Origin of the sequence: Nitratireductor indicus C115 (assembly GCF_000300515.1) — a bacterium.
Lineage (GTDB): Bacteria > Pseudomonadota > Alphaproteobacteria > Rhizobiales > Rhizobiaceae > Nitratireductor > Nitratireductor indicus.
In genome coordinates this window covers 148,542-169,866 of record NZ_AMSI01000001.1, presented here as the reverse complement: position 1 = coordinate 169,866, position 21,325 = coordinate 148,542, and the positions used below count along the sequence as shown (strand labels likewise).

Genomic DNA, 21,325 nt, shown 5'->3' with positions numbered 1-21,325 from the left:
CTGAAAGGCACATGCCCTACTGTGAGACAAGCAGATGGCCCAGAAAAAGATAAGCCAGGCCGAAATAGGTGAATACGCCAAGCAGATCCATCACGGAGGTGATGAGCGGTGAGCTCAGCGTTGCGGGATCAGTGCCGATGCGTCGCGCGGCGAAGGGTAAAAGCGCACCGATGACGCCCCCCAAGACCGTACAGACTGCCATGGAAAGACCGACGACCAACAGGACCTCACCGCCCACGCCCTTGCTGAAATAGGCAAGAATAACCTCCAGCAAGGCGACGACGACACCGAGCGTCAGAACGACCGGAATCTCACGGCGGATCACGAACCAGATATCGCGCCAGCGCAGCTTCACATCGCCTATAGCCATGGCTCGAATGACGAGCGTTGCCGACTGACTGCCCGTGTTCCCACCCATATCGACGATAGGCGCAATAAACGCCGCCAGAACAATGACCTGGCTCAGAATCTCCTCCTGAGCGGCCACGAATGTGCTGGTAACGACACCGAACACCGTCAGCATGACGAGCCAGAAAGCGCGCACCTTGAACATCTGCAAGAGGCTCGAATTGCGCAGGTCGAGATCGGGATCGCCCCCAATAGTCGCGTTGCCACCGAACTGGGCAACCCGCCTGCCCTGCCGGGCTTCGGCCGCGTCCATTGCATCGTCAACCGTCACAATGCCGACAAGGGCGTTGTCGCCATTAACGATCGGAAGCGCCAGCAAGTCATAGTCGGAAATCTTCTGCACAACCTCGTCGCGGCCATCCTGAACCTGCGCAAAGATCACAGTCTTTCGCATGATTTTGGCCACCAGCACCTCATTGCGGGCGAGTAGCAGGTCACGCAGAGAGACCACGCCTATCAGCCGGCGCGCCTCGTCCACCACATAGGCCTCGTAGATCGTTTCCTTGTCGGGGGCCTCGCCACGCAATCGTTCAATGGCCGCGCGCACGGTAAGGCCCGGCGTCAGAGACGCATAATCGGAGGTCATGATCGACCCGGCTGTGCCCTCCGGATAGGAAGCGAGGCGGCGGATATCTTCACGCTCGGCATGCGCCATGCCTGGCAGCAGCATCTGCTGCTGCTCCTCCGTCAGGCGGTTGAAGAGATCGGCGCGCTCATCATGCGACATGGCGGTGACGAGCCGCGCCAATTCCTTGCGCGAAAGCACGTCAGCCACGGCAACCTGCATCGCCGGTTCGAAATAGCCGAATATCTTGGCGCTTCGCCGATCGTTCGTCAGCATAAGAAGCTGGATGATCTCCCGCGAATCGAGGGTTTCAGTCATTTTGGCAAGGTCGGCAGGGTGCCGATGCGCGAGTGCTGCCTCGATGGCGGCAAAATCATTGCGGGCAAGGCAGTCGCGAAAAGCCGCGGCAGTGTTGATGGCAGTCATGATCTGGCTCCGTCGGGTCGGTCGGGCACCGTCGACGGAGGGCGCTCATCGAAGGAGGGATGAAGCCTTTCGCCGGCGGGCTGCCTGGTTTTTTCTGTGCTGGGCAGCCACGGGGTGCGAAAACCGCGTGGCCGTGCTTCTTGGTCGATCGTCCATAAATGCCCCTGTTCAGGTTCAGGCGGCCTCGAGGCAGCCGTCGATAAAATCAGGTTATGAGATGGTTGCCCTCCCGCGCGGTCTATGGCTCAAGACCTTCGAGGCGCAAATCGACGGAAGACGCTCAGCCTCCATGTGGAATGCAGAGCGCTTCACATGCGGCAATCGCCGCGGCAATTCATCGACAGGTCTTGAAAACAGAAACCCGGTCATCGGTTACCTCTTTCGCTACAGGCCGAAGGGCGGAGGTGCGCGGGTCACCTTCGGCACAAAAACTGCCATTCAGTTGGCCCAAACGGACACAAACGTCATTCTCCAAAGCGTCCGCCAATTGCGAACGCCAGGAAAAAGCTCGCCGCTCTCAGATCTCCTGAATAGGGGATATTTTCTCAATTCGAATACACACGAGCGCATATTAAATATTCTTGCGACACAAAGAAATCAACACCAAAAATATACTATCGTCTTATGTTATATAAATTTATAATTTCTTATTCTATATTTATAATTATGCCTTGAAATCGCAAAATACATAAAACAAATTTATTCAAAATCCCAATAAACGGGGAGTTTTATAATTTTTCGGAAATAACTCTGAATCCCCTGACTTGACGAAGGTATGCATGCTGAGCACACCATGCGGTTTCCATCGAAGCTGCATAATCACATATTGCGGAGGAAGCAGATGCGCATATTGGTTCTGGGTGCCGGGGGCATTGGCGGCTACTTCGGCGGAAGGCTTGCGGCTTCTGAGGTTGACGTTCATTTTCTGGTCAGACCGCCGCGCGCAGAGCTTCTTGACCGCGAGGGCCTGTCGATTATCAGCCCGATCGGCGACCTCCGAATACCGGTTCGGACACTCACCGCCGCGACATCACCCTTCGACGCGGTCCTGCTTGCCTGCAAGGCCTACGATCTGGATGCGGCAATGGATGCTATAGCGCCGGCGGTCGGTCCTTCGACCCTGATCCTGCCGCTCCTCAACGGTATTCGCCAACTCGACCTTCTCGATACCCGCTTCGGCCGGGAACATGTTCTTGGCGGACTATGCCATATTGGCGTGACGATAAATGAAGCGGGAGCAATCCATCACCTGAACAAGTTGCAACGCCTGACGCTCGGCCCCAGAACCGAGGGGCAGGTCGAAGCAGCAGAAGGACTGCACAAGGTTCTCAAGCGCGGAGGTTTCGACCTGGTTCTGAGTGGTTCGATCATGCAGGAATTGTGGGAGAAGTTCACCTTCCTCACGACCTATGCCGGGATGACCACGCTCATGCGGGCGCCTATCGGGGCGATAATGGCAACCCAGGAGGGGGAAGCGATCACCCTTGAGATGTTGGAGGAGTGTTCGGCAACGGCGGCAGCCAACGGCCATGCTCCAAGGTCCGAAGCGCTGGCACCGATGATTTCGTCTCTTACCGAACGCGGATCGCCCGGGACGGCCTCAATGTTCCGCGACATGACGCGCAATGGCCCGACCGAGCATGAGCACATCATCGGAGACATGTTCCTTCGCGCCCGGGCCGCAAACGTAGCCGCGCCTCTGCTACGTGTCAGTCTGGCCAACATGCAGAGTTATACGGCAATGCGAACGGGCCTGGCATCGCACTGATGCCAGCACGACCGCGCGCAGCGGCTTCCACCGATAAAGGTCACGACATTCGGAGAGGCGTTTCGAATTGGCGCACCGCGCCGGGCGATGATGAAAACTACGTCTACGCTATAGCCCTCTAAAATCAAGACATTGACTCCACCGGAAGCCGTTGAAAAGAAAAAAGGAATCCGGCTTGGGCATGTTCGCTTCCATCACGCCGTGGGTTGGCCGATCGTGTCTCCCAAGGAATGACTGAAAGCATGGCCCCTCATCGCTTGCGCCGATTGGTCACGCGTTGGTGGAAGTTGCGGACTTGTCAGCACAGTTTGAACGGATCGACCAACGATCCTTAAACCTCGATACGCATCGGAAGATCCGACGCCTGTAGTCGCCTTCCGCCAGCGCGCTAGCGGCGCAAATCAAGTTACCCGACTAGGAGAGATCCTGATCGAGCAATGGCGGGTCTTCTACAACACCGAGCGACCGCACAGCTCACTGGGATATCGACCACCGGTTCCGAAAGCTATCTTGCCCATCGATCGCTGCTGCCTACGCTGCTAGCCGGGCATCCAACTGCAGGCCCAAGTCTATGCCAAGTCAACCAGCGGCTGGGTCACCAATGGGATCTCGGTCACTGTGGTTGGGGGTGCATCACGTGATTCTAGCGGCCCAGATTCCCCCTGTCCCGTCCTTTCCCCGCTGTTTACGTGAGCGATAAGAAAACTTGCTATTGCTCGCTTATTGCTGGTATCATGAGTTATAGAAAGGCGCTCTATAACTCATGATCTGGAATTGGCAGCAGGCCTATTGGCCGGAATTCACCTATGATGCGGCAAAGATCGAACCGCTCGAAAAGCAATTCCTGTTACGTTCGGGCGAGTTTATCGGCGCGTACCGGCATGTACGGCCCGATGAACGGGATATGTTGCGTATCGAGCTTATCAGCGATGAAGCCTTAAAGACCTCGGAGATCGAGGGCGAAATGCTGAGCCGCGAAAGCCTGCAATCCTCGCTCCGCAACCAGTTCGGTCTTGGCTCGGAAAATCAGCGCATCCCGCCAAAGGAGCGCGGCATCTCGGAGATGATGGTCGATCTTTATCAAGGCTTTGCCGATCCGCTCTCCCATGAATCGCTATTCGCTTGGCACGATATGGTCATGGCCGGGGAGCGCCGGATCGAGATCATCGGTGCCTACCGCACCCATAGCGATCCGATGCAGGTCGTCTCGGGCGGTATCGGCCAGTCCAAAATCCACTTTGAAGCGCCGCCCTCCAAACAGGTGCCGGCGGAGATGGAACGGTATGTCACTTGGTTCAACAAAACGGCGCCGGACGGAGATGCACCGTTATCGCCCCTGATCCGCAGCGGCATGGCACATATCTTTTTCGAGAGCATCCATCCCTTCGAGGACGGCAATGGCCGGATCGGGCGGGCGCTCTCCGAAAAGGCCTTGGCACAGAGCCTCGGCCAGCCCAGCCTGATCTCGCTTGCTTATACGATCGAACGGAACCGCAAGCGCTATTACGATATGCTGGAAGCCAGCAACAAGGATACGGAGATTACCGACTGGCTTGCCTATTTTGGCCGAACAGTTCTTGAAGCCCAGCACGCCACCATGCGCCGGGTCGAATTCTATATCGCCAAAGCGCGCTTGTATGAACGGATCGGCCATCTGCTCAACGAACGGCAGGCAAAAGCGATCGCCCGCATGTTCAGCGAGGGGATCGACGGCTTCAGGGGCGGGCTAAGTGCCGAGAACTATCTCAGTATGACGAAGGCGTCACGGGCCACCGCCACGCGCGATCTGCACGAACTGGTCGAGATCGGCGCGCTGACCAGAACCGGGGCGCGCCGTTATACGCGCTACCACCTCAATATCGGTACCGAAAATAATACTGGCAATGACGAGGCACGCGCATGAGCAAGCGGCCATTTATCCAACAAGGCATTGAGGAACTGGAAGCGCTGTTTGATGAAAAGCGTGATGATGCCCGCTTCTTGCAGATGTTGATCCATGAGCTTGGACAACGCAAAACCCAACGCGCCCGCGATCTGAAAACGCGGGCCGTAAGCGCCGCCGGCACCGCCCGCAAAAGCGAACCGGGCAGAACGCCTGAGCTTGTCGCCACAGCGCCAACAACGGCGCCAAACACATCGGCGACGCCTCCGGCGCAATCGACCTTTGGAAGGCGGCCCGCCAACGTTCAGCAACACCCGCAACCCGAAGCGGATATGCCGCCGCTAAAGATGCAGCCCGCACCGCCACCGCCGAAGATCGAGAACAAGCCCGATGCCATATTGTCGGCATGGACGGCGATGGAAGTGCTCTCGCCGCCGGGCTTTCGGCGATCTGAAGATCTTGCCGGCGGCGACCGCTATCGCATTGCAAAAATCGACGGCGCATCGCTGCCCTGGGAGAATGGCGGCGAAAAAAGCCGTCCGAACCAACGGCTCTATTACCAGATCATCCTTGGCAGTGTGGATATGGAAGCGGCCATCGGGGCGCTGTTGAAGGTCTATACGGATAGCCGGAAAGAGCGTCCGCAAGCACGTGGCGAAGCGGTTCTTGCAACGATCATGGTGGATCGTGAAGGTCGCCCCGTCGAACAGGATGCCGTGTCGATATCCAGTTTCGGATGGGGCATTCCGGTTGCTTTGGCGGGCAATCTCCATGCTCTTGGGCAGTGGTCGCAGGTTGAAAAGACCCTGATTGAAAATCTGACCAAACGCCTTGTCGTTGAGGATAAGGAAGGTCGCCCACGCCCGTTAAGCCAGGCAGACATCTCCGGCGCTTATGCATGGCTTCTCGATGCGATCAAACTCGACCGGCGGCTTTGCCGCTCTCCGGCATTGGCCGTGAAATCCTATCAGTATTTCAAGCTGCCCGATCCGCCGGAGTCGATCCTGCTCAATTCCTTCTTTCTTGATGATCTGGCGCAGGCCGGGAACCGTGCCGAAAATGGCTCACTACCATCCAATCTCAAGCGCTATCTCGGTTTGGAAAAACCGGCATCGCGGCGCAATTTGATGGACGACCGGGCGGCGCTTGCGCAGGCTCTCCAGCCGAAAAATTTTCCGCTTGGTGCCTGGCCGGCCAATGGCCGTCATCCGCTGGTGCTGCTGCAACAATGCGCTGTCAATCTCGCGCATCGTGATTTGACGAGCGACGGCATTTTGGCTGTGAATGGGCCGCCGGGCACAGGCAAGACGACGTTGCTACGCGACATTATCGCCTCAACCGTAACCGTGCGGGCGAAGGCGTTGTGCAGCTATGATGATCCCGAAGATGCTTTTACGCATTCTGGTGAAACGCTGAAACGCGGCAATGCCTTTATCCATCTTTATCGGCCGGACCGGAAAATCCGCGGCTATGAGATAATCGTTGCCTCGTCCAACAATAAGGCGGTCGAGAATGTCAGCGTCGAGCTTCCGGGCAGTGGCGCGGTAGCGGATGATGCGAAGGGGTTGCGCTACTTCAAGACGGTCTCGGATGCGGTCTTGGAACGGGATACGTGGGGGGCGATCACAGCTGTTTTGGGCAATGCGCAAAACCGCTCGACCTTCCGCCAGAAATTCTGGTGGGATGATGAAACCGGCATGCAAAAATATCTGCAACAGGCGAGCGGCAATCCCCAGCTTATCACCGAGAAAACGGACAACGGCACCCGCCAACGGCCACCTCTTATCATTCAACGGGAAAAGCCGCCCGAAGATCACAGCGAGGCTTTGGGACGCTGGAGGGCGGCCAGGCGCGCATTCAATCAGGCGACCGCCAAAGCTGAAAAGGCATTGGCAGCATTGCAAGCCGCTCATGAGCTGTATGTGACGATCCGTCAGCGCGCCGCCGATATCGCAAATCTTGATCACCAGATTGCGACCGCCACGAAGCAACAACGAGCAGCGGTCGATGCTCTCCAAAGCGCCACGGCCATCCGCGACGAGAAAAGCCGTATTCATCAATCCATCACCGGGCAGCGCGATCTCTCCCAAAGGGAGAAGCCGGGATTTTTGGCATGGCTGTTTCGGCGCGGAGAATACCGCCGGTGGCGTGTGAGACACCAGGGCATCGTCAAAAGCCTGGCTCAGGCGGCAAGCGTCCTAAAGGATGCCGAAAACACGCTCGTTGCCAAACAGGCCGATCATAACAAGGCGACGCAGGCGCTATCGCGCTTGCAGATGATCAAAAACGAACTTCTGACCATTCAGGAGCAGGAAACAGCAAGACTCAATGCTATTGCCAAAGAACATGGCGGTATCTTCATCACGGGAGAGTTTTTCGAGCGCCCCCACCGTGACCGACAGATCACCCCGCCATGGCTCGATAAGGCCGCTGCCCGTTTGCGCCATGATGTGTTTGAAGCGGCCATGGCGCTCCATCAGGCATTCGTTGCAGGAGCCGCCAAACCGATCCGGCACAATCTGAACGTGCTGATGGACGGGTTTGGAACACGTTCACTGGGAAGTTCCGAACGAGACGCCCTGATCCCCGATCTCTGGGCGACACTTTTTTTGGTGGTGCCGGTTATCTCCACCACCTTTGCATCCGTCTCGCGCATGTTTGGTCGGATCGAGCCAGAAGCTTTCGGTTGGCTTTTGATTGACGAGGCCGGGCAGGCATTGCCTCAGGCTGCTGTCGGAGCCTTGATGCGCACCCGCAAGGCGGTGGTGGTGGGTGATCCCATCCAGATTGAGCCGGTCGTCACCTTGCCCGATCAATTGACCGAGGCCATGTGCAAGCAGTTCGGTATCGACCCTCTGATCTACAACGCGCCCGCCGTATCCGCGCAAACGCTTGCCGACAGTGCTACGGGGTATTTCGGGACATTCGAGAGCAAGTACGGCACGCGGGAAGTGGGCGTGCCGCTTCTCGTTCATCGCCGTTGCGCGGACCCGATGTTCAGTATCTCCAACGCCATTGCCTATGAAAATTTGATGGTGCAGGCCAAGACGCCCAAGCCGTCGGCTGTCATCGACGCACTAGGTCCGTCGCGGTGGATTGATGTTCGGGGCAGCGGCCGCGACAAATGGAGCGTCGAAGAAGGCAATGAGGTTGTCGGACTGCTGCGTCAGATGCGGGCGGCAGGATGCGGCGCCAACATCTACATCGTCACACCCTTCGTAGTGGTACAGGACCGCATGCGCGACCTAGCCCTCTCAAGCGGGCTGCTCGATGGATGGGTTGAGAATCCGCGCGCATGGAAGCGCGAGCGGATAGGCACGGTGCATACCGTTCAGGGGCGCGAGGCGGAAGCCGTCGTGTTTATTTTGGGCGCTCCAAATCCTGAACAGCGCGGGGCACGCGGCTGGGCCGGTGGCCGGCCGAACCTGCTCAATGTCGCCACCACGAGAGCGCAGGAAGCGTTTTATGTCGTGGGCAACAGGGAGCTTTGGCGAAATGCCGGTGTCTTTCAATCACTGCACGATATGCTGGATTGACGCGATGAAGGGGGCGCAGGATTGATGACGTCAACCGACGGTAGCGAACGCAAAGCGCAGATTGGGCGCATGATGCCCTGGCGGTTATGCAGAAACAGGTTCCAACGGTTCCACCACCGCGAAGCCTTTCGTCTTTGAGAATTTCATCGCGTGCCTAAAATTCTGCATGGAGTCGGACGGGTCGATACCGGACAGATTGAGGCGCATGAAACTGTCGCGCACGAACTGAACGGAAAGGATCGGCGCCCATTCCTGATGCCCCGTTTGTGGCTTCAGCATATTGGCGGTGCAGGTGACGTAGATTTCGCCCAGCGGCAGGATGTGAAACAGGTCGCCTGCGGTTTTGAGGGCGGCGCTCGCCACATAGTCCTGGTACAGCTCGTTGAACTGACCGACCGGCATTTTTGTCTCGGACAGGCGACCGCTCGCCAATTGTTTGCGGCGCATGCTGGGCACGATGTCGTCACCGTGGACCTTGGGTCTGGCATGGACGAAGTTTTCACCGATCGAGAATTCGATTGCGGTGCCGACCAATGCCGTATCGGATAGAGATTGCATTTCCTCGATCACTTGCCGGATGGCGACGGCTTCCCCGAGCACGAGCCGTTTGGCAAGCGCGGTATCCTCCTCCCATTCCGCAACCGCCTTTGCATGGGCGGCAAGAGCGTCCTGATACAGCTTTTGATCGCGGGCGGCGGCTTCTTCGACTTGCGTTTCCAATCGGGAACGGACTTTGGCCGAACCGCCTCGGAATGCGTGAAACACGCTGGGCTTGAACTTGGCCAAAGCCATTTCGGCGCGGTCACGATGATCGCTTGCCTGGTACGGCTCGCTTGGGCGCGGCTGGCCTGCGATCTTATGCCAGTCGATCATGTCGGCCATATCGGTATGGATCGACACCAGATTGTCGACGTAGTTTTCCCAATCTTCCACCGCCGATGTTGAATCGGCAATCATCTGCATCTTTTGATTTTGCTTGTGCCTGCGTTGCGCATCGCGCTCTGCCGCGCGTGCCGCCGCAGCAATCGAGCGCATCGTTCCTCTCCAGCCCATATCCCCCTCCGATCAAATATGCGTTTGAAAAAGGATAATTGAACCGCGCCATCGCGTTAAACAGTTTTTCGACGTTGAGAGAAAACACACGATACATGCCGCCCTCGATCGAGGGCGGCGCGTTTAATGCTGTGGTGAAGTGCTGGCTCCGTAGGGACGCTTGCGCTTGGCCATGAGTGGGGCACGGCGACCGCCCCGTACAGGAAGCGGAGGAACGGTGTTGCGGATGCCCTACGAGAGCTAGGAGAGGTCATTGACGCGGAAGGATTCAGGGCTTCCGGGAAGGAAATCAATGCGGCTCGGGAAAATGCAAACTCTAAGCGATCGCGCCGTGAATAAGGTCTGGCTGGGGGCCGGGAGGCACAGGCGAGTTTTGGAAGGTCGTTTACACAAGCCGACATTCGTTTGGACAATTCCAGAGGTGTCCTTTCGCCCAGCCGGGACCGCCCCCGTCCTCGGTACGGCGCTCGGTAATGGCCACGCAGATACCGCGCGGCCGGCCGAAAGTCATCGCTGGCGACGTATTCATGGGATCAGGAGAAGCTTGCCTGTTGTCTTGCGGCTTGCCATGTCGGCGTGGGCTTTCGCCGTGTCCGCCAGTCGATATTCGCCTCCCGGGTGAACCTTGAGCTTTCCTTCTGACAGCCAGGCAAACAGCTGCGCAGCGTTTTCTCGAAGCAAATCAGACGTGTGTATGTGATCAAAGAACACCGCGTAACCGATCTTGATACTTCTTGGCAGACTCATGATATCAAGCGGTCCAGGACCTCCAAGAACCGGGCCATACCAGCAAAACGTACCCGACCGGCGCAGTACATCGAGCGACCCACGGAAAGTTGCCGGTCCGGAGCCGTCGTAGACAACATGTACTCCCTCGCCATGGGTCAGGCGCAAGGTCTCTTCGACAAAGTGCCCGTCGCGATCAACGATTACATGATCGGCGCCGTGTTCCTTGGCTAGGACCGTCTTTTCCCCCGACGACACACGTCCGATGACGGTGCCGCCCCGCAGCTTGATGATTTGTGTCAGCAACAGTCCGACTCCACCCGCCACGGCATGAACGAAGGCAATATCGCCCGGCTGAATCGGATAGAAATCTGTCGCGAAATGGCTGGCGGTAATGCCCTGCATCATGACCGATGCGGCTACGCGGTCTTCGATGAGGTCCGGAACTGGAACCAATGACGCGGTCGGGATCACAATCTTCTCGGCATAGCTACCGGGCGCATAGACCCATGCAACCCTTTGGCCAGGACGAAAATCTTCTACCCCTTCTCCGACTTCCAATATGCGTCCGACACCCTCGACACCGAGGATCTTGGGATTTGGGATATCCGTCCAGGCCATCCCATGCCGCACGCCGATATCCATGAAGTTGACGCCTGCGAAAGCAACCTCGATCAAGGCTTGCCCGGGTGCTGCTACGGGATCCGGACGTTCGACAAATTCCAACTGCTCCGGTCCACCGGTTCCATTCATGACAACGGCTTTCATTTTTGCATTCCTTTCTTGAATGATCATTCCATAATTGGTCAAAAAAATAGGACCTATATCAGAGCCCTCAAGGCTGTGTCGGCCAGTTTGCCCAAACTGCCTCGATCCGCGCCGGCTCGGCCGGAAACACGTATTCCCGCGATGGTCGCGATCAGAAATTCGGAAGCATCCGCGGGATCGAGGTCCGAGACGATGTCTCCTTCCCGCTGACCGTCTCGAATGCGAGCCGCAATTGCGTCCTGAAGGCTCTTTGCCAGAACCGAGTTAATTTCGTTCAGGTCCGATCGGGACGTTCCGTACTCATAAATCGAACCGACACCAAGACAAGGGGAACTGGCCGTATTGACAACGCGATAGAGCATTGCCTTGATGCCTCCAATTGCGCGAACACCGCTTCGAAGAGCGTCAAAATGGGCGGAACATTCCCCCATTCCATAACGGCGCACCGCTGCGCAATAGAGCTGCCACTTGTCCCCAAAGGCAGCATAAAGACTCTGGCGCCCAATCCCCATGGCGTCGACAAGCATTTGAGCCGAACTTCCCTCGAACCCGTGCTCTCGAAAGACGGCAATCGCGCTGTCGAGCGCTGCGTCTGTATCAAACTCTCTAACTCTCGCCATGCACGATGCTCTAACATTACTGGAACGATCGTTCAATAAAGAATCACGCTCTGAAGAATGATTTCTCTTTGAAACGGATCGCCGCAGTTTCCGGTGCTGGCTCAATCCGGCAGGTTTTTGATTACCGGACGCCTCGCGACAATTGGGAGTGGTAACTGGCGCGTGCCGCGGCTACCCTTGGCTTGACCTAGAAACCGGCTGCATCGAGGATTGCCTGCGCAAGGGCTTCAGGTGCCTCCCGAGGCAGTTATGGCCAATTCCGCCGGTAACGGTGCGGTGCTCGTACTTCCTGACAAATTTCCGGGCATAGGTTGCCGGATCGGGATGCTGAGCGCCGTTCGCGTCGCCTTCCATCGTGATTGTGGGGATGGTAATCACGGGCCCTCTCGCAAGCCTAGTTTCGAAAGCGTCGTATTGAGCCTCCCCTTCGGCAAGTCCCAACCGCCATCGATAGTTGTGAATGGTGATCGCAACACGATCCGAATCGTCGAGAGTAATTGCCGACCGGTCGAAGGTCGCCTCATCGAAGGCCCATGGCGGGGAGGCCGTCTGCCAAATCAGCTTCGCGAGCGGGTGGGTATGTTCTTCGCAGCCAAAACGACCCCGCTCTGCGGCAAGGTAGTATTGGTATCACCACAAATGTTCGGCGCTGGAGGTAGCGGCTTCCCGTTTCCTTTCTTGCTGCCAATCAGATAGCCACTCACCGACACCATGGCCTGACAGCGCTCCGGCCAGAGTGACGCCATGATGTTGACCGTGCGAGCGCCCCAATCAAAGTCCGCAACAATTGCCTTATCGATGTCGAACACGTCCATGAGCGCGATCATATCTGCGGTGAAGACGGACAGCTGCGCATTGCGCGGTGTATCCGAAGACTGAAAGCGGGGCGTTTCATAACCGCGAAAGAGAGGCACGATGACCCGGGATTCTTGCGAAGCAAGTATGGGCACGACGTCGACGTAACTATGAATATCGTACGGCCAGCCGTGAATAAGGCCAATTGCTGGATGCCAAAGGGGGGAGGGGTATTCGACAAATCAACCCCATACGATTCGAACTCTCGCACCGTCAAACGCCGCAGTTTCCACGCCTTTTCGGCACCAACGCAGTTCGTGGCTCTATGCAAAGGCGTACGTTTGGCGGCTATAGCGTATGGTGGAGGGCAATCGGCGGGATTTGGCGCACCCGACAGGATTCGAACCTGTGACCTCTGCCTTCGGAGGGCAGCGCTCTATCCAGCTGAGCTACGGGTGCTGGCCGATATGCGCCATCCGAAGCGGTGGCGCGCAGTCTACATAGCCGAAGCGCTTCGGCGCATCAACGCTGAAATCGAAGCGCAGACATAAAGGCCGGGCAAGATTACCGCCATGCCCGCCGGCGTCCGGCATCACATGTCCACATCGACAGCCACGCACGCCCTGCCGGCCCTTTCAGAATACCGCCAGGATGCAGCAAATCCGGCAGGGCGGCCGGCTCGATCATTGTCTCGATGACTTTCCATGGGTAGGCCCAGCGCAAAACGCTCTATCCCAGCGCGAACGTGATTAAGGTTGACTTTTGCGGAAGGGCCCGGAATCATTTCATATAAATTAACGTCATTACGATATATGAAACGCAAGCCGATGACCAATTCCTTGCAAACCGTCTCGCGGGCCGTGGCCCTGCTGCGCTGCTTCGAGGGCGGAGCGCGCACGCTCAGCCTGGGTCAACTCACGCAGATAATGGGCCTCAACAAGGTGAATGTGCTGCGGCTAGCACAATCGCTGACGGAGGAAGGGCTGCTCGACAAGAACCCCAAGGATGGCCGCTATTCGATCTCCTATGGGGTACTCGCGCTGGCGCGGCAGCTTTTCAATCCGGACGATCTCATCGCACGGGCGATGCCCATACTCGAACGGGCCCAGGCAGCGACACAGGAAACCGTGACGCTCAACCTGCGCGAGGGAACCGAAGCGGTCATCATCCATGAAATCGTGTCGCACAAGCCGATCAAATATTCGCTCGGGGTCGGTTACCGTGCCGACCTGCGCCTCGGTGGCGTGGGGCTGGCGATCCTGAGTGCGTTAGGAGATGAGGAGGTCGCACGCGTGCTCTCGACGCGGGCACCGAAATTTGCGTCGGGCGGAGCGGCGACACGCAGCTTCATCGAAGAGGAACTGGCGGTCGTGCGCACCAATGGTTGCGCCGAAACCACCGGCCAGCGCGAACTCGATGCAACCGGCCATGCAGCACCCTTTACCGGGCCGGACGGGAACGTTCTGGGCGCGGTCGGCGTGCTCCTCCCCTCAAGCCGCAACCGCGATGAGGTACACAGGCAACGGTGCCGCAAGGCTGTCCTGGAAGCCGGGCGCGCGCTGACGGCGCTTCTGGCAAGCGGCCGTGCGAGTGAGATTTCAACGCAGGAGGGGGCGTCATAAGCATGGCAGATGCAGCAACCGGAAATACAGGCCCGTTGAAGGGCCTGCGCGTGCTAGACATTTCCACCGTAATTGCAGGCCCCATGGCCGCCGGTCTGCTTGGCGATTTCGGTGCCGATGTCCTCAAGATTGAAAAGCCGCGCAGCGGCGATGGGCTCCGGCAATTGCGCCCGCACAAGGGAGACGTTTCTCTCTGGTCCAAGGTGGTGAACCGCAACAAGAAGGCAATAACGCTCGACCTGCGGCTCGCCGAGGGCAAGGCGCTGTTCAAGCAATTGCTCGAGGAAACCGACGTCCTGATAGAAAATTTCAGACCGGGCACGCTGGAGCGATGGGGCCTTGGACCGGACGAACTCTGGAAGGTCAATCCAAAGCTGACGATCCTGCGCGTTTCGGCCTTCGGCCAGAAAGGACCTTATGCCTCGAAACCCGGGTTTGCGCGCATTGCCGACGCCATGTCGGGCTTTCTGTCGTTGTGCGGCCCAGGCGACGGCGCGCCTGTGCATGTGGGGTATCCGATCGCCGATTCCGTTACCGGATTGTTCGGGGTGTTCGGCTTGCTGATGGCACTTTTCGAACGACAAGCCAATCCACAGGCTCCGGGCCAGGTGGTGGCCGTGTCCCTGTTCGAATCCATGTTCCGGGTGATGGATTTCCTGGCAATCGAGTATGATCAGCTGGGCGAGGTGCGCGGGCGGCACGGCAACCGCAACCCCTACGCAGCACCAGGCAACATCTACCGAACACGCGACGGCAAATGGTGCACGCTCGCCGCCAGCACGCAATCGGTCTTCGAACGGCTGATGCGAGTGATCGGCCGCCCGGAACTCATCACGGATAGCCGCTTCACCGACAACCGCGCCCGGCTTGCCAATGTCGAGCTGCTCGACGGGATCGTCGCCGACTGGTTTGCCGCGCACGACGCTGACATGGCGTGCGCTCTGCTCGACAGGCATTCGGTGAGCGCAGCACGCGTCTTCGACATCAAGGACATATTCGAGGATGCACATGTGGCTGAAACCGGCTCCATCGTCTCGGTAGAGGACGATGAGCTCGGAACCGTGCGGATGCAGAACGTCACCCCGGCTTTTTCGCGCACACCGGGCAGAGTGGCTTCGGCCGGGCCTTCTATCGGCCAGCACAATCTCGCGATATTCGGCGAGAGGCTTGGCCTCAGCCCTGAAGAAATCGCGACGCTCTCGGAAAGGGGAGTGATCTGACCTTTCGCGCTCAGGGCTTGACCGCCAGGATCGCATAGCGGTGCTGGAAACCGCGCCCGAGGGCTTTCCAGAAATCCAGATGCCGGGCCTGGTTGCGGTGGATCGAACGCAGGTTCGTGTCCACCACCACAGGCGAGAAGCCGGCCGACCGCAAGAGCCCGGCGACGGTTTCCGCACGCGCGCCACCGGAAAAATAGACCCGCGAAAGGATGCTGCGAAAAACCTCGGGAGAGGCTCCTTGCGCATGAGGCTTGCCGGCATCGACAAAACCGGCCTTTTGCAGCATGGCCTCTATCTTCTTTACCACCCTTTCGCGCAGGCCCGCATTGACGAAGTCGCCGTCCACCACCAACAACCGCCCGCCAGGCCGCAATATGCGAAACCATTCGGCAAAGCTTGCTTGCGGATCAACCAGCGTCCAGACCAGATGACGTGTGACGATGGCGTCGAACGAGGCGTCAGGTTCCATGGTATTTTCCGCATCCGCGATGCGGAAACGGATCGAACGCCCGCGTTCACGCGCCTTGGCCCGAGCCCGCTCCAGCATGGGCTCCGACCAGTCGAGACCGGTAACCTGGAAGCCCAGATCATCCATCAGGTGGGAGATCACACCCGTTCCACTCGCAAGGTCGAGCGCGCTTCTCCCCTCGCCTGGCCCCAGATGCCGCAGGAAGAGTTCATGCCAGGCGCGCCGCTCTTCCTCCGAGAAGATTTCATGACCCGGCGCTTCGTCAAAGGTCGCCGCCCGTTGCGACCAATAAGCCTTGATCTCATCCCGTAACGAGAGATTCGTGCCTTGTCCCTGCGTATGTTCCCGCGAAATTTCCATCCGGTTCCGTCCTCGCGATCCAGTTGAGAATCGCTCTAAAACATATAACTTGACCCGTACAGTCATAAAACAATATACGCCCGGACAGCCAACATCAGGAGTAAAAACCGATGCGCATCATGGGCAAATCCGCCGCACTGGCACTGGGCCTCGTCTTATCCTCGCTCTGGCCGGCACTGGCGGACAAAGTCACCGTGAAGGATGTCACAGGCCGTGAAGTCGAGGTCAACGTTCCGGTGAAGAATGTGATCCTTGGCGAAGGGCGCCAGATCTATTTTCTGGCCGTTCTCGACAAGGAAGCCCCCTTCAAGCGTGTCGTGGGCTGGCGCGACGACCTTTCCAAAGCAGATCCTGAATCCTACGAAGCCTATCTGGAGAAATATCCCGAAATTGCCAAGCTGCCCACCTTCGGCGGCATGAAGGACGGGACGTTCGACATCGAGCAGGCGGTTGCGCTCAAGCCGGATGTCATCCTGATGAATGTCGACGCCAAGACCGCGACCGACGAGGCAGGCTATATCGAAAAGCTCGGCAAGGTCGGCATTCCGCTGGTCTATGTGGACTTTCGCGAAAAGCCGATGGAGAACACCGAGCCTTCCATGCGTCTCATGGGAAAGCTGATGGGCAAGGAAGCCGTGGCCGAGAACTTTATCAAGTTCCGCGCCGACGCCATCAAGCGGGTCACGGACGTCCTGGACAAGAACGCTCCAAAGCGCCCCCTCGTCTTCGTTGAGCGCGCCGGCGGATATTCCGATGACTGCTGCATGTCTTTCGGCAATGAGAATTTCGGCAAGATGGTGGAGCTTGCGGGCGGCACCAACATGGCCAAGGACATCATTCCAGGCACATTCGGCACGGTAAACCCCGAGCAGATCATCGCTTCCAACCCCGATCAGGTGATCATCACCGGCGGCAAATGGGACGCCTATGTTCCCAGTGGCAACTGGGTGGGGGTGGGCTATGGCGCCGACCTCACGGAAGCGCGCCGGAAACTGGAAAATCTCACCAAGCGGCCTGCCTTCACCGGAGTGAAAGCCGTGAAGGACGGCAATGTGCATGCCATCTGGCACCAGTTCTACAACAATCCCTATCAGTTCGTCGCCATCCAGGAGATCGCCAAGTGGCTGCACCCGGATCTGTTCGCCGATCTCGATCCGGAGGCCACCTTCAAGGAACTGCATGAACGCTTCCTTCCCCTCGACTACAAGCCCGGCTACTTCGTCTCGCTAAAGGACAAGTGACCATGGCCAGCCTGGCTGGAACGACAGAAGTGGCAGGGCGCGACCAGTATCGCGCCCTTGCCTTTAGGCGGATTGCGATCCTTGCGCTCCTGACGATTGCTCTGGCGCTCAGTATTGCGACCGACATGGCGCTGGGGCCGGCGGCCTATTCGCTTTCACAGGTCATCTCCGCGCTGTTCGATCCCGCCGCCGCCGGCGACCAGCTTCGTGTCGTCATCTGGGATATCCGCATGCCCATCGCACTGATGGCCGTGACGGTGGGCGCCTCCCTTTCCGTTGCCGGCGCGCAGATGCAGACAATCCTCGGCAATCCGCTTGCAAGCCCTTTTACACTTGGCATCTCCGCTGCCGCGAGTTTCGGCGCGGCGCTGGCCCTTGTGAGCGGCGTCGCAATTTTTCCCGGTGCCGTGCAATACATGGTACCCATCAACGCCTTCATCATGGCGATGGTCGCAGCCCTCTTCATCCACGGCGCCTCCAACTTGCGAGGCGTGACCGTGGAAACCATCGTGCTTCTTGGCATCGCACTGGTTTTCACCTTCAATGCGGCACTTTCGCTGCTGGAATATCTCGCCTCAGAACAGGCGCTGGCCGCAGTGGTGTTCTGGACCATGGGCAGCCTGACCAAGGCGACCTGGGACAAGGTCACCATCACTGCCATCATCCTGGTCCTCACGCTTCCGCTTTTCATGCGCAACGCATGGGCGCTGACGGCGCTGCGCCTTGGCGACGAGAAGGCGGCGAGCATGGGCATCAATGTGCGCGGTCTGCGTCTCCAGACGATCCTGACGGTCAGCCTTCTGGCGGCGATACCTGTTTCCTTCGTCGGCACGATCGGTTTCGTGGGTCTGGTGGGGCCGCATATAGCGCGCATGCTGGTCGGCGAAGACCAGCGCTTCTTCCTGCCGGGCTCGGTCATCTGCGGGGCCCTGCTCCTCTCGGCCACCTCGGTCGTCAGCAAGGTGCTCATTCCCGGCGCGATCCTGCCCATCGGGGTAATCACGGCGCTGGTTGGCGTGCCGTTCTTCTTCGTGCTGATCTTCAGCAACAGGAGGCGGGCATGGTAGCTCTCGCGCTGAAGGATGTCGGCGCTGCCTATGGGCGCGTTACCGTGCTTTCCAACGTCAGTCTCGACACGCTGGAAAGCGGCAGTGTAACGGCAGTGATCGGGCCGAACGCCGCGGGGAAATCCACCCTGTTCAAGCGCGTCGCCGGTCTCGTTGCAGGACCTGGCCTCGTGGCGCTCTCGCAGACCGACCGGGGTGAGCGCACCATCTGCTACATGCCGCAGGACACCGGCGCAAACGCCGTCCTGACTGTCTATGAATCCGTGCTTTTGTCGGCCAAGCAGGGCGGCGGATGGCGGGTGAGCGACGAAGAGCTTTTCGAGATCGACAATGTGCTGCGGGCACTCAGGATCGAACAACTCGCCTTTCGCGGGCTCGGGGAACTTTCCGGCGGCCAGCGACAGCTCGTTTCGCTCGCGCAGGCGCTGGTGCGCAAACCGGAAGTACTGCTGATGGACGAGCCGACTTCGGCGCTCGACATGCATCGGCAGATCGAGGTTCTGGGTTTCATCTGCGCCCTCGCCCGGCGCACCGGGATGATCGTGATGATCGCGCTGCACGACCTCAACCACGCGCTGCGCTACTGCCACAACACGATGGTGATCGCGGACGGGGAGATGGTGGCGAGCGGGCCGACGCAAGACGTCATCACTTCCGGCATGCTGCGCGATGTCTACCGGATCGACGCGCGCATCGAGACCTGCTCTCAGGGGCGGTCGATGATCATTGTTGATGGGGCGCTCTGAAGCTGGCACAAGCGCCGGGCCGCGCATCGTGTCAGGAGGCTTCGCAATGATCCGCAACGTGCTTTCCATCGCCGGTTCCGACCCATCCGGCGGCGCCGGAATCCAGGCCGACCTCAAGGCCTTTGCGGCGCGCGGGGTCTATGGAATGGCCGCGCTGACGGCCCTGACGGCACAGAACACGACCGGCGTCTTCGGCGTGCACACCGTTCCCGCAGCCTTCGTGGCCGACCAGATCAGGGCTGTTTTCGCCGATATCAGGGTCGATGCGGTGAAGATCGGCATGATCGCCAACGCGGAGATCGCCACGGCAATCGCAGATGTGCTTGCTGCCTATGATGGCGGGCCTGTGGTGCTCGATCCGGTCATGATCGCCAAGGGAGGCGCCCCGCTCCTTGAACCGGATGCCGTGGAAGCGCTCACGAAAAATCTTCTGCCGCGCGCCAGCATCATAACCCCCAACCTGCCGGAAGCGGCCGCACTTCTCGGTGAGGCGCCGGCCCTGAACCGGACATCGATGGCCCGGCAGGCCAAAGGCCTCCTGGCGCTCGGCCCGTCGCGCGCCCTCCTGAAAGGCGGGCATCTCGACAGCGACGAGAGCCCCGATGTGCTTGCCTCACCGGAGGGGCTTTACTGGTTCGAGGGTGCCCGCACGGCCACGCGCAACACTCATGGCACGGGCTGCACCCTTTCAAGCGCCATTGCAGCGGAGCTGGCCAAAGGCCAGGCCCCACGCGAAGCCATGGCAGCGGCAAAAAACTATCTCTCGGCGGCCATAGCCACTTCCGCTGCGCTCACGGTCGGATCGGGGCATGGACCGGTCCATCATTTTCATAACCTCTGGCCACAAGAACCGGCATAGCTGCGACGTGTTTCTGGGCTTGCGCACCTTCGGCAGAACGCGCCCCTTGAAATCGGCTGCCGCTTGAGCGAATGGATGATGCATGGCGCGCGTTTCCCGCAAGCCGGCCAATGTTATGGAGTATGCTTCCGTGAAAACACTGACCATCCGACGCCCCGATGACTGGCACCTGCATCTGCGCGATGGCGCGGTTCTGGAAGCGGTGCTGCCGCACAGTTCTGCCGACTTCGCGCGCGCCATCATCATGCCCAATCTGGTGCCGCCGGTGGTGAAGGTTTCGGATGCTCTTGCCTATCGCGAGCGCATCATGGCCGCTCTGCCCGAGACCGATAGCTTCACTCCGCTGATGACGCTCTACCTCACCGAGAACACCGACCCCGACGACGTGGCCGCCGGTGCACGCGATGGGCATATCACCGCCGTGAAGCTCTATCCCGCAGGCGCCACCACGAATTCGCAGAGCGGCGTTCGCGATATCGCCAAGGTCGCGCCCGTTCTGGAACGCATGGCGGAAATCGGTCTGCCGCTTTGCGTGCATGGCGAGGTGACCGATCCCTCGATCGACATTTTCGACCGCGAAGCCGTGTTCATCGAGCGTGTTCTGGCGCCGCTCAGAAAGCGTATTCCCGAACTCAAGGTGGTGATGGAACACGTTACCACGAAGGATGGCGTCGATTATGTGAAGAGTGCGGAAGGCAACCTTGCCGCCACGCTCACCACGCATCACCTCATCATCAACCGCAACGCCATTCTGGCCGGCGGGATTCGCCCACACTATTATTGCCTGCCCGTCGCCAAGCGCGAAGAACACCGGTTGGCACTGCGCGCCGCCGCGGTCTCCGGCGACAGCCGCTTCTTCCTGGGAACGGATTCCGCGCCGCATCTCGACCCGCTCAAGGAATGCGCCTGCGGATGCGCGGGCATCTTCTCGTCCATCAACACCATGGCCTGCCTGGCCCATGTGTTCGAGGAGGAGAATGCACTCGACAAGCTGGAAGCCTTCGCCTCGCTGAACGGCCCGGCCTATTACGGGCTTCCAGCCAATAAAGAGCAGATCACGCTGGTGCGTCGCAACGAACCCGTCGCTTATCCGAAATCGGTGCACACGGCTGACGGGCCGATTACCGTATTCGATCCAATGTTCCCGATCCATTGGACGGTCGAGGATCATCCGGTCGGATAGGGCTGTTTTAA

The 21,325-nt window shown here is 59.0% G+C and carries 15 protein-coding genes, 1 tRNA gene and 2 pseudogenes; 11 read left to right on the top strand and 7 right to left on the bottom strand.

Annotated features, from left to right (window positions below; translation table 11 throughout):
- Window positions 1–16: 16 nt before the first annotated feature.
- Complete coding sequence (mgtE, locus tag NA8A_RS00840) at window positions 17–1,399, bottom strand: magnesium transporter (RefSeq protein ID WP_009449316.1); 1,383 nt, start codon at window positions 1,397–1,399, stop codon at window positions 17–19.
- Between the two features lie 841 nt (window positions 1,400–2,240).
- Here mgtE and NA8A_RS00835 point away from each other — a divergent pair.
- The 4 genes and pseudogenes from NA8A_RS00835 to NA8A_RS00825 all read left to right on the top strand — a co-directional run bounded on the left by NA8A_RS00835 (window position 2,241) and on the right by NA8A_RS00825 (window position 8,585).
- Window positions 2,241–3,167 (top strand): ketopantoate reductase family protein, encoded by a 927-nt coding sequence (locus NA8A_RS00835; protein ID WP_009449315.1) that lies wholly within the window; start codon window positions 2,241–2,243, stop codon window positions 3,165–3,167.
- Window positions 3,168–3,590: 423 nt separating this feature from the next.
- Window positions 3,591–3,710: pseudogene (locus NA8A_RS24560) on the top strand (integrase core domain-containing protein); the annotation flags it as partial.
- A 220-nt stretch (window positions 3,711–3,930) separates the two neighbouring features.
- A complete protein-coding gene (locus tag NA8A_RS00830) occupies window positions 3,931–5,070 on the top strand; it encodes a Fic family protein (RefSeq protein ID WP_009449314.1) in 1,140 nt (379 codons plus the stop codon).
- Between the two features lie 734 nt (window positions 5,071–5,804).
- Window positions 5,805–8,585, top strand: a complete 2,781-nt coding sequence (locus NA8A_RS00825; protein WP_177203375.1) for a DEAD/DEAH box helicase — start codon at window positions 5,805–5,807, stop codon at window positions 8,583–8,585.
- An 84-nt stretch (window positions 8,586–8,669) separates the two neighbouring features.
- Here the strand turns inward: NA8A_RS00825 and NA8A_RS00820 are convergent, their stop codons facing one another.
- From NA8A_RS00820 to NA8A_RS00800, 5 genes and pseudogenes are all read right to left on the bottom strand, one after another.
- Window positions 8,670–9,548: a hypothetical protein gene (locus NA8A_RS00820; protein ID WP_202802922.1), complete on the bottom strand. Its 879-nt coding sequence runs from the start codon at window positions 9,546–9,548 to the stop codon at window positions 8,670–8,672.
- A gap of 615 nt (window positions 9,549–10,163) precedes the next feature.
- Window positions 10,164–11,132 (bottom strand): quinone oxidoreductase family protein, encoded by a 969-nt coding sequence (locus tag NA8A_RS00815; RefSeq protein WP_009449311.1) that lies wholly within the window; start codon window positions 11,130–11,132, stop codon window positions 10,164–10,166.
- 53 nt (window positions 11,133–11,185) lie between these two features.
- Window positions 11,186–11,752, bottom strand: a complete 567-nt coding sequence (locus NA8A_RS00810; protein ID WP_040671477.1) for a TetR/AcrR family transcriptional regulator — start codon at window positions 11,750–11,752, stop codon at window positions 11,186–11,188.
- A 187-nt stretch (window positions 11,753–11,939) separates the two neighbouring features.
- A pseudogene (locus NA8A_RS24980) lies at window positions 11,940–12,759 on the bottom strand (alpha/beta fold hydrolase); the annotation flags it as partial.
- A gap of 170 nt (window positions 12,760–12,929) precedes the next feature.
- Window positions 12,930–13,006: transfer RNA gene (locus tag NA8A_RS00800), tRNA-Arg, on the bottom strand.
- A 368-nt stretch (window positions 13,007–13,374) separates the two neighbouring features.
- Between NA8A_RS00800 and NA8A_RS00795 the strand changes: the two genes are divergently transcribed.
- Both NA8A_RS00795 and NA8A_RS00790 read left to right on the top strand, forming a co-directional pair.
- Entirely contained in the window at window positions 13,375–14,169 is a 795-nt protein-coding gene (locus NA8A_RS00795; RefSeq protein WP_009449308.1) for an IclR family transcriptional regulator, read from the top strand.
- Window positions 14,170–14,171: 2 nt separating this feature from the next.
- Window positions 14,172–15,389 (top strand): CaiB/BaiF CoA transferase family protein, encoded by a 1,218-nt coding sequence (locus NA8A_RS00790; RefSeq protein ID WP_009449307.1) that lies wholly within the window; start codon window positions 14,172–14,174, stop codon window positions 15,387–15,389.
- Between the two features lie 10 nt (window positions 15,390–15,399).
- Here NA8A_RS00790 and NA8A_RS00785 read toward each other — a convergent pair whose 3' ends face one another.
- Window positions 15,400–16,218, bottom strand: coding sequence for a class I SAM-dependent methyltransferase (locus tag NA8A_RS00785; RefSeq protein WP_009449306.1), 819 nt, complete (start codon window positions 16,216–16,218; stop codon window positions 15,400–15,402).
- 110 nt (window positions 16,219–16,328) lie between these two features.
- Between NA8A_RS00785 and NA8A_RS00780 the strand changes: the two genes are divergently transcribed.
- The 5 genes from NA8A_RS00780 (at window position 16,329) to pyrC (ending at window position 21,314) form a co-directional block, all read left to right on the top strand.
- Window positions 16,329–17,459, top strand: coding sequence for an ABC transporter substrate-binding protein (locus NA8A_RS00780; RefSeq protein WP_009449305.1), 1,131 nt, complete (start codon window positions 16,329–16,331; stop codon window positions 17,457–17,459).
- A 2-nt stretch (window positions 17,460–17,461) separates the two neighbouring features.
- The gene (locus NA8A_RS00775; protein ID WP_009449304.1) at window positions 17,462–18,526 is read left to right on the top strand and encodes a FecCD family ABC transporter permease; all 1,065 of its coding nucleotides are present in this window, start codon (window positions 17,462–17,464) and stop codon (window positions 18,524–18,526) included.
- The gene (locus NA8A_RS00770; protein ID WP_009449303.1) at window positions 18,520–19,272 is read left to right on the top strand and encodes an ABC transporter ATP-binding protein; all 753 of its coding nucleotides are present in this window, start codon (window positions 18,520–18,522) and stop codon (window positions 19,270–19,272) included. Before NA8A_RS00775 ends, NA8A_RS00770 begins: the two co-directional genes overlap by 7 nt.
- Window positions 19,273–19,318: 46 nt before the next feature.
- Window positions 19,319–20,131: a bifunctional hydroxymethylpyrimidine kinase/phosphomethylpyrimidine kinase gene (gene thiD / locus NA8A_RS00765; protein ID WP_040671568.1), complete on the top strand. Its 813-nt coding sequence runs from the start codon at window positions 19,319–19,321 to the stop codon at window positions 20,129–20,131.
- Window positions 20,132–20,261: 130 nt separating this feature from the next.
- Window positions 20,262–21,314, top strand: coding sequence for a dihydroorotase (pyrC, locus tag NA8A_RS00760; protein WP_040671567.1), 1,053 nt, complete (start codon window positions 20,262–20,264; stop codon window positions 21,312–21,314).
- Window positions 21,315–21,325: the final 11 nt, after the last annotated feature.

Bases quoted from the DNA above. Each gene is read 5' to 3' on its own strand.
- NA8A_RS00790 (WP_009449307.1), top strand. From the start codon at position 14,172: ATGGCAGATGCAGCAACCGGAAATACAGGCCCGTTGAAGGGCCTGCGC.
- NA8A_RS00830 (WP_009449314.1), top strand. From the start codon at position 3,931: ATGATCTGGAATTGGCAGCAGGCCTATTGGCCGGAATTCACCTATGAT.
- NA8A_RS00820 (WP_202802922.1), bottom strand. From the start codon at position 9,548: ATGCAGATGATTGCCGATTCAACATCGGCGGTGGAAGATTGGGAAAAC.
- NA8A_RS00795 (WP_009449308.1), top strand. From the start codon at position 13,375: ATGACCAATTCCTTGCAAACCGTCTCGCGGGCCGTGGCCCTGCTGCGC.
- NA8A_RS00785 (WP_009449306.1), bottom strand. From the start codon at position 16,218: ATGGAAATTTCGCGGGAACATACGCAGGGACAAGGCACGAATCTCTCG.
- NA8A_RS00810 (WP_040671477.1), bottom strand. From the start codon at position 11,752: ATGGCGAGAGTTAGAGAGTTTGATACAGACGCAGCGCTCGACAGCGCG.
- NA8A_RS00780 (WP_009449305.1), top strand. From the start codon at position 16,329: ATGCGCATCATGGGCAAATCCGCCGCACTGGCACTGGGCCTCGTCTTA.
- NA8A_RS00815 (WP_009449311.1), bottom strand. From the start codon at position 11,132: ATGAAAGCCGTTGTCATGAATGGAACCGGTGGACCGGAGCAGTTGGAA.
- thiD (WP_040671568.1), top strand. From the start codon at position 19,319: ATGATCCGCAACGTGCTTTCCATCGCCGGTTCCGACCCATCCGGCGGC.
- mgtE (WP_009449316.1), bottom strand. From the start codon at position 1,399: ATGACTGCCATCAACACTGCCGCGGCTTTTCGCGACTGCCTTGCCCGC.
- NA8A_RS00835 (WP_009449315.1), top strand. From the start codon at position 2,241: ATGCGCATATTGGTTCTGGGTGCCGGGGGCATTGGCGGCTACTTCGGC.
- NA8A_RS00770 (WP_009449303.1), top strand. From the start codon at position 18,520: ATGGTAGCTCTCGCGCTGAAGGATGTCGGCGCTGCCTATGGGCGCGTT.
- NA8A_RS00775 (WP_009449304.1), top strand. From the start codon at position 17,462: ATGGCCAGCCTGGCTGGAACGACAGAAGTGGCAGGGCGCGACCAGTAT.